The 7,120-nt window shown below is 70.5% G+C and carries 6 protein-coding genes; 2 read left to right on the top strand and 4 right to left on the bottom strand.

Going from position 1 to position 7,120, the window contains the following annotated elements; genetic code table 11:
- Nucleotides 1–14: 14 nt before the first annotated feature.
- The 3 genes from ACTWQJ_RS43090 to nsdA form a co-directional block, all read right to left on the bottom strand.
- Nucleotides 15–353 (bottom strand): P-II family nitrogen regulator, encoded by a 339-nt coding sequence (locus ACTWQJ_RS43090; protein WP_003997576.1) that lies wholly within the window; start codon nucleotides 351–353, stop codon nucleotides 15–17.
- Nucleotides 350–1,690: an ammonium transporter gene (locus ACTWQJ_RS43085; RefSeq protein WP_443311859.1), complete on the bottom strand. Its 1,341-nt coding sequence runs from the start codon at nucleotides 1,688–1,690 to the stop codon at nucleotides 350–352. The genes ACTWQJ_RS43090 and ACTWQJ_RS43085 overlap by 4 nt, the downstream gene beginning before the upstream one ends.
- Nucleotides 1,691–2,095: 405 nt before the next feature.
- Complete coding sequence (gene nsdA / locus ACTWQJ_RS43080) at nucleotides 2,096–3,571, bottom strand: transcriptional repressor NsdA (protein ID WP_443311858.1); 1,476 nt, start codon at nucleotides 3,569–3,571, stop codon at nucleotides 2,096–2,098.
- A gap of 444 nt (nucleotides 3,572–4,015) precedes the next feature.
- Here nsdA and ACTWQJ_RS43075 point away from each other — a divergent pair, with 444 nt between their 5' ends.
- Entirely contained in the window at nucleotides 4,016–4,678 is a 663-nt protein-coding gene (locus ACTWQJ_RS43075) for a bifunctional DNA primase/polymerase (RefSeq protein ID WP_443311857.1), read from the top strand.
- A gap of 80 nt (nucleotides 4,679–4,758) precedes the next feature.
- Here ACTWQJ_RS43075 and ftsY read toward each other — a convergent pair whose 3' ends face one another.
- Nucleotides 4,759–5,973: a signal recognition particle-docking protein FtsY gene (gene ftsY, locus ACTWQJ_RS43070; protein ID WP_443311856.1), complete on the bottom strand. Its 1,215-nt coding sequence runs from the start codon at nucleotides 5,971–5,973 to the stop codon at nucleotides 4,759–4,761.
- Between the two features lie 159 nt (nucleotides 5,974–6,132).
- Here ftsY and ACTWQJ_RS43065 point away from each other — a divergent pair.
- A partial coding sequence (locus ACTWQJ_RS43065; RefSeq protein ID WP_443311855.1) for an LLM class flavin-dependent oxidoreductase occupies nucleotides 6,133–7,120 on the top strand: 988 nt, incomplete at its 3' end.

Here is a 7,120-nt window from a genome sequence, read left to right as displayed (position 1 = left end):
CCTGTTCCTCTGTGTCAGAGCGCGTCCGGTCCGCGCTCGCCGGTCCGGACCCGTACGGCCGTCTCGACCGGGAGGGACCAGACCTTGCCGTCACCGATCTTGCCGGTGCGGGCCGCCTTCACGATGACGTCGATCAGCTGCTCGGCGTCGTCGTCCTCGGCCAGCACCTCGATACGGATCTTGGGGACCAGGTCGACGGTGTATTCGGCGCCCCGGTAGACCTCGGTGTGGCCCCTCTGACGACCGTAGCCGCTCGCCTCGGTGACCGTCAGACCGTGTACTCCGAAGGCCTGGAGGGCCTCCTTGATCTCGTCGAGCCGGTGGGGCTTGACGACGGCGGTGATGAGCTTCATGCGTCCACCTTCTTGCTCGCAGCTTCGGCAACCGGCGCGGGGGCGGAGGCGGTGCGGGAGGCGCCGCCACCGGCACCGCTGAAGTCGTATGCGGTCTCGGCGTGCTCGGCCTGGTCGATACCGGCCACCTCATCGTCCTCGGAGACCCGCATGCCGATCGTCTTGTCGATCAGGAAGGCGAGGATCGCAGAGGCGACCAGGGAGTAGGCGAGGACCGCGAAGACACCGGCGCACTGCTTCCAGAACTGCTCCAGACCGCCGCCGTAGAAGAGGCCCTCGACCTCGGACTGACCCTTGCCGCTGGCGAAGAAGCCGATGAGCAGGGAGCCGAGGACACCGCCGACCAGGTGGACGCCGACCACGTCGAGCGAGTCGTCGTAGCCGAACTTGTACTTCAGGCCGACGGCCATGGCGCACAGCAGACCGGCGATGGCGCCGACCGCGATCGCGCCGAGCGGGTCGACCGCGCCACCGGCCGGGGTGATGGCGACCAGACCGGCGACGGCACCGGAGGCGGCGCCCAGCGTGGTGAACGCGCCGTGGCGGAGCTTCTCGTAGACGAGCCAGGCCAGCATGGCGGCGGCGGTGGCGATCTGGGTGTTGACGAACATCAGCGCGCCGACGCCGTCGTCGTTGCCGAGCCAGGAGCCGGCGTTGAAGCCGAACCAGCCGAACCACAGCAGACCGGCACCGAGCATGACCAGCGGCAGGCTGTGCGGGCGCATCGGGTCCTTCTTGAAGCCGACCCGCTTGCCGATGACGAGGATCACGCCGAGCGCCGCGGCACCGGCGTTGATGTGGACCGCCGTACCACCGGCGAAGTCGATCACACCCAGCTCGAAGGCCCAGCCGCCGGTGCCCCAGACCCAGTGCGCGACCGGGAAGTAGACGACCGTGGCCCACAGGGCGACGAACAGCGCCCACGCCGTGAACTTCACACGGTCCGCGAGGGCGCCGCTGATCAGGGCGGGCGTGATGATCGCGAACATCAGCTGGAAGACGGCGAAGACATAGACCGGGATGGTGTAGCCGCTCCAGAGGTCTGCGGTGCCGATCCCGGTGAAGCCGACGTAGTCCGAGCTCCAGCCGATGATGCTGCCGGAGTCCGTGCCGAAGGCGAGGGAGAAGCCGTACAGCACCCACAGGATGGTGACGATCCCGAGGCTGATGAAGCTCATCATCAGCATGTTCAGGGTGCTCTTGACGCGGACCATGCCTCCGTAGAAGAAGGCCAGGCCCGGAGTCATGAGCATCACCAGGGCGGAACAGATGAGCATGAAGCCTGTGTTGGCGGCAGAGAGCTCCGTCTCTGCGGCAAGCGTGATGGCTGGTGCCATCGGCGTCTCCTCGTCGTTGGATACGGCCCCGTGCGGGCGAAGCCTTGAGCGGTCATGAGGGGTGGGCCGGTTATGGGCCACGAGATTGGCGCAGCGCCGTTTCGGTGGAAGCCCCTCGTTGTTTCGCGACGGTGACGAAGGCGCCCTGCGTGTTACGCGTTGATGAACTGCCGGATGGCGGCCGAGCCGATCGTTATCGTGGCGCAACCTTCGGCGATGACCACCGTTGAGGGACCCCAGCCGCGGCCGGCCACCTCCGCGAGAGCGGCGCCGGTTCAGGCGCACAAAGCGAGCACAAACCCAGCCCGGCCGCGGCCGGCCTTCCGATGACCTGGCATGGGGGAGCCGAGTCGGGCAGTTCGGGAGGGCCGGCCGCGGCCGGAGTTCAGGGGTTCGGCGGGGTGCTCAGACCGCCTCGGCGGTCTCCGGAAGCTCGACGGCGAGCTTGTCGGTGAGGTCCACGACCTCGGCGAGATCACCGAAGTCGCGGGCGGCGGTGTCGACGGTCTTTCGGATACGAGTGTTGACCCGCTCGGAGCGGACCTTCTTGGCGACCGTCATGGCCCGGTCGGCGAACTCGGCGCTCCGCTCGGGCTCGCGCTGGAGCAGGTGCACGGTGGCCATGCCGATGAGGTTGAGCGCATACGATCGCTGGTGCTCGCCGTCCTGCGCGAACAGCTCCACGGCCCGCCGCATCAGCGGCTCGGCGAGGGAGGCGTAGGTGGGGCTGCGGCCGGCGACATAGGCGAGGTCGCGGAAGGAGTGGGAGTTCTCGCCGTACAGCTCCGCCTCGGAGAAGAAGCTGATCCAGTCGGGGTCCGCCTCGTCCCAGTCGTCGGCCTCGGTGAAGGTGTCCTCGGCCATCCGCACGGCCCGCTTGCACTTGCCGGGCTGGCCCATGTTGGCGTAGGCGCGGGCCTCCATCGCATACAGCATCGACTGGGTGCGCGGGCTCGCGCAGTCCCGGCTGCCGTACTGCGCGAGGTGGATCAGCTCCAGGGCGTCCTCGGGCCGCCCGAGGTGGATCATCTGGCGGCTCATGCTGGAGAGGATGTACGAGCCGAGCGGCTTGTCGCCGGCCTCCTTGGCGGCGTGCAGGGCGAGCACGAAGTACTTCTGCGCGGTGGGCTGGAGCCCCACGTCGTACGACATCCAGCCGGCCAGCTCGGCCAGCTCGGCGGCGACCTTGAACAGCCTGCGGGTGGTGGCCTCCGGCTGGGGCTCCTGGAGCAGATCCGTCACCTCGTGCAGCTGGCCGACGACCGCCTTGCGGCGCAGACCGCCGCCGCACTGGGCGTCCCACTGGCGGAACATCACCGTGGTGGTCTCCAGCAGGTCCAGCTCGGGCCTGGACAGCCGCCCGCGCGCGCGGGTGGCGGGCACCGACGCGGGCTCCGGCTGCGGGGCGGACGGGGCGGGGACCAGCCAGCGCTGCATCGGCTCGATCAGGGCCGGGCCCGCCGACAGGGCCAGCGAGGTCCCGAGGAAGCCGCGCCGCGCCAGCATCAGGTCGCTGCGCGAGAACTCGCCGAGCAGGGCCACCGTCTGCGGACCCGTCCAGGGCAGGTCGACACCCGTCGTGGAGGGCGCCTGGCGGGCGGTACGCAGACCGAGGTCCTCGATGGAGACGACGCAGCCGAACCGCTCGGAGAACAGCTCCGACAGGATCCTGGGGATCGGCTCGCGGGGATTCTCCCCGTCCAGCCAGCGGCGCACCCGCGAGGTGTCCGTGGAGATGTGGTTGGCCCCCAACTGGCGCGCCCTGCGGTTCACTTGCCGCGCGAGCTCGCCCTTGGACCAGCCGCTGCGCACGAACCACGAGCCCAACAGCTCATTCGGGCGCTTCTCAGCGTTCATCCCGCTTCCGCCGTTGCCGCCCACTGGAACGCCCCCATCCCTCAGACCGCTTGTCACCAAGTGCGCCAAGCCCTATCAGAATGCCCGTCGATCCGGCCGCCGTCCGGCGGTTCTCCCTCTTCGAACGAGCAACCGGCTTGCCTCGGGCATACCCACCGGCGCATGTGCCCCGGGTGGCGTGCACTCAAAGTAATCCTACGATCACCGCTCCAGCCACGGCGATCCCGGAATCGCCACCATTCGCCACCCCTTCGAATGAACTCCCGGTCGCCTCCAGACGATTCACTTGACATAGGACGGACAGGAGTGAGCGCAGCGTTGCACACAGGGGCGCGCGCCATCGGACGCACCACCCGGGGCGCTTCCGGGCGCCGACTGGATTCGCGCGGCACCGGGAAGGCGGAGACGCAGAGTCACATTCCGATTCCGTCTCGTAACCACCGGTGCGCCGGACCCGTTGGAGGGGGCATGGGCTTCACGATCGGCAGCAGTCGAGGGATCCGCGACATCCGGTCCGGCTCGCGCCGCCGCGGCCGCTCGTCGGAGTGCACCGCCGTGGCCGAGTACACCGGGCTGTGGGGCTGGGACGTCGTCCCGGGCGCCCGGGCCGCCGCGGGCGTCTGCTCCTGCGGCCGCCCCGAGTGCCGGGCTCCGGGCGCGCATCCGCTGGACTTCGCGTCCGAGGTGTCGGCCGGAGCGACGCTGGACGCGGTGACCGAGGCCTGGGCCGAGGTGCCGGGCGCCGCGGTGATGCTGCCGGTCGGGCGCGCGTTCGATGTGATCGAGGTCGCCGAGCCGGTCGGGCGGCGCTCGCTGGTCCGGCTGGAGCGCATGGGCCTCCCCCTCGGCCCCGTCACCGCCACCCCGGACGGCCGCGCCCATTTCCTGGTGGCCCCCGGCTCCGCGTCCGAGCTTCCCGCGCTGCTCTACCGCATGGGCTGGGACGACCCGAGCCTCGACCTGCGCGGCCTGGGCCCCGGTACGTACATCACGGCCCCGCCCTCCGACCGCGCCGGCCTCGGCCCGGTCCGCTGGCTGCGCCCGCCCGACCTGGACTCGGCCACGAAGCCACCGGCGGCGAGGCTGCTGCTGGGGACGCTCGCTTACGTGGCGCACCGGTCACGCGCGTAGCCGTACACGACAAAGCGCCCGTCCCCAGCTTCACCTGGAGGCGGGCGCTTCTTCGAGCACATACCAATTTTGGTAGGTGGTCACTCTCCGATAAGGGCGTCAACGAACGCCTCCGGCTCGAACGGCGCCAGATCGTCCGCGCCCTCGCCCAGCCCGACCAGCTTGACCGGGACGCCGAGCTCGCGCTGTACGGCGACGACGATGCCGCCCTTGGCGGTGCCGTCCAGCTTGGTGAGGACGATGCCGGTGATGTCGACGACCTCGGCGAAGACGCGGGCCTGTACGAGACCGTTCTGGCCGGTGGTGGCGTCCAGCACGAGCAGCACCTCGTCCAGCGGGGCGTGCTTCTCGACGACGCGCTTGACCTTGCCGAGCTCGTCCATGAGGCCGGTCTTGGTGTGCAGGCGGCCGGCGGTGTCGATGAGCACGACGTCGGCGCCGATCTCCTTGCCCTCCTTGACCGCGTCGAAGGCGACCGAGGCGGGGTCGCCGGCCTCCGGCCCGCGCACGGTGTGGGCGCCGACCCGCTCACCCCAGGTCTGGAGCTGGTCGGCGGCAGCGGCCCGGAAGGTGTCGGCGGCGCCCAGGACGACACTGCGCCCGTCGGCGACCAGGACGCGGGCGAGCTTGCCGGTGGTGGTGGTCTTGCCGGTGCCGTTGACGCCGACGACCATCACGATGCCGGGCTTGCTGGTCTCCGGCTCGGTCTTCACGACGCGGTCGAGGTCGGGGCCGATCAGGGTGAGCAGCTCCTCGCGCAGCAGGCCGCGCAGCTCCTCGGGGGTGCGGGTGCCGAGCACCTTCACACGCTCGCGCAGCCGTTCGACCAGCTCCTGGGTGGGCTGCACGCCGACGTCGGCGGTGAGCAGGGTGTCCTCGATCTCCTCCCAGGTCTCCTCGTCGAGGTGCTCGCGCGACAGCAGCGAGAGCAGTCCCTTGCCGAGGGCGTTCTGCGACCGGGAGAGCCGGGCGCGCAGGCGGATGAGCCGGCCGGCGGTGGGCTCGGGGACCTCGATCGAGGGGGCGAGGGGGACTTCGAGTTCGGGAAGGGGCGGTTCCTCGACGGCGACCGGGGCCGAGCCGTCCGGGAGGTCCACCTCCTCGATCGTGCGACGCGGTTCGTCGCGCGGCGTCTCGGCCTCGTCGCCGACGTGCGGCTCGGCCGGAGGGGCGGTGATGTCGGGCGTGGTGGGCGGCGGGGGCAGCGACTTGCGGCGTCGGCTGCCGACGATGAGCCCGCCGAGCGCGCCGAGCACGACCACGGCGATGACTACAGCAAGGATGACGATTTCCATAACGCGTCCAGTATTAGCCATGAGGGTCCGCCGGGCCCATCTTGTGCATTCCTCCAAAGGCGTCGTCATGTCAGGCACACATCAGCATGACCCTGGCTGTCTGACACTCCGTCAGCTACTGTCCCCCTCCACACCCGCCCGGTGAAGGGAGACCTTCCCATGCCCGTCACGGTCGTCCGTTTCAACCTCGTCGAGCCCGGTGCCACCCCTGCCTCCCTCCACGCCCGCTACCGGGCCGCCCTGGAGATGGCCGCGTACGCCGACGACCGGGGGATCACCACCGTGCAGACGGAGGAGCACCACGGCGTCGCGAACAACTGGCTGCCCTCGCCGTTCGCCTTCGCCGGAGCGGTCCTCGGCGCCACCCGGCACCTCGCGGTCACCGTGTCGGCGGTCATCGGCCCGCTGCACGACCCGCTGCGGCTGGCCGAGGACATCGCCGTACTGGATCTGCTCAGCGGCGGACGGCTCGTGACCGTCGCGGGGATCGGGTACCGGCCGGAGGAGTACGCCCAGTTCGACGTGGAGTGGAAGCGGCGCGGGCGGCTGCAGGACGAGCTGCTGGAGACGGTGCTGAAGGCCTGGACCGGCGAGGAGTTCGCGTACCGGGGCCGTACTGTACGGGTCACCCCGCGCCCGTACTCCGATCCGCACCCCCTGCTGCTGGTCGGCGGCTCCTCGAAGGCCGCCGCCCGCCGGGCCGCCCGCCTCGGCCTGCCCTTCTTCCCCAGCGCACACCTGCCCGAGCTGGAGGCCTACTACAAGGAGCGGCTGGTCGAGTACGGCACCGAGGGCTGGACCATGATGCCCGCCGCCGAGACCCCTCTCCTGCACCTCGCCGAGGACCCCGACCGGACCTGGGCGACGTACGGCGGGCATTTCCTGCACGAGGCGCGGACGTACGCCTCCTGGCAGTCGGCCGGCATCCGCTCGGCGGTGCGTTCGACGGCGACGACGGTGAACGAGCTGCGCGCCGAGGGCGTCTACCGGGTCCTCACACCGGACGAGTGCGTGGCACAGGGGCTCGACAATCTCGTCCTGCATCCGCTCGTGGGCGGGATGCCGCTGGAGGAGGGCTGGCGCAGCCTGCACCTGTTCTGCGACGACGTGCTGCCCCAGATCACACGATCTGCGAGCCGGGGAAGCA

Source organism: Streptomyces sp. KR55, from assembly GCF_052245645.1.
Lineage (GTDB): Bacteria > Actinomycetota > Actinomycetes > Streptomycetales > Streptomycetaceae > Streptomyces > Streptomyces flavusporus.
The sequence above is the reverse complement of the archived record's forward strand: the minus strand, read 5'-3'. Positions and strand labels throughout refer to the sequence as shown.

Bases quoted from the DNA above. Each gene is read 5' to 3' on its own strand.
- ftsY (WP_443311856.1), bottom strand. From the start codon at position 5,973: ATGGAAATCGTCATCCTTGCTGTAGTCATCGCCGTGGTCGTGCTCGGC.
- ACTWQJ_RS43085 (WP_443311859.1), bottom strand. From the start codon at position 1,690: ATGGCACCAGCCATCACGCTTGCCGCAGAGACGGAGCTCTCTGCCGCC.
- ACTWQJ_RS43075 (WP_443311857.1), top strand. From the start codon at position 4,016: ATGGGCTTCACGATCGGCAGCAGTCGAGGGATCCGCGACATCCGGTCC.
- ACTWQJ_RS43090 (WP_003997576.1), bottom strand. From the start codon at position 353: ATGAAGCTCATCACCGCCGTCGTCAAGCCCCACCGGCTCGACGAGATC.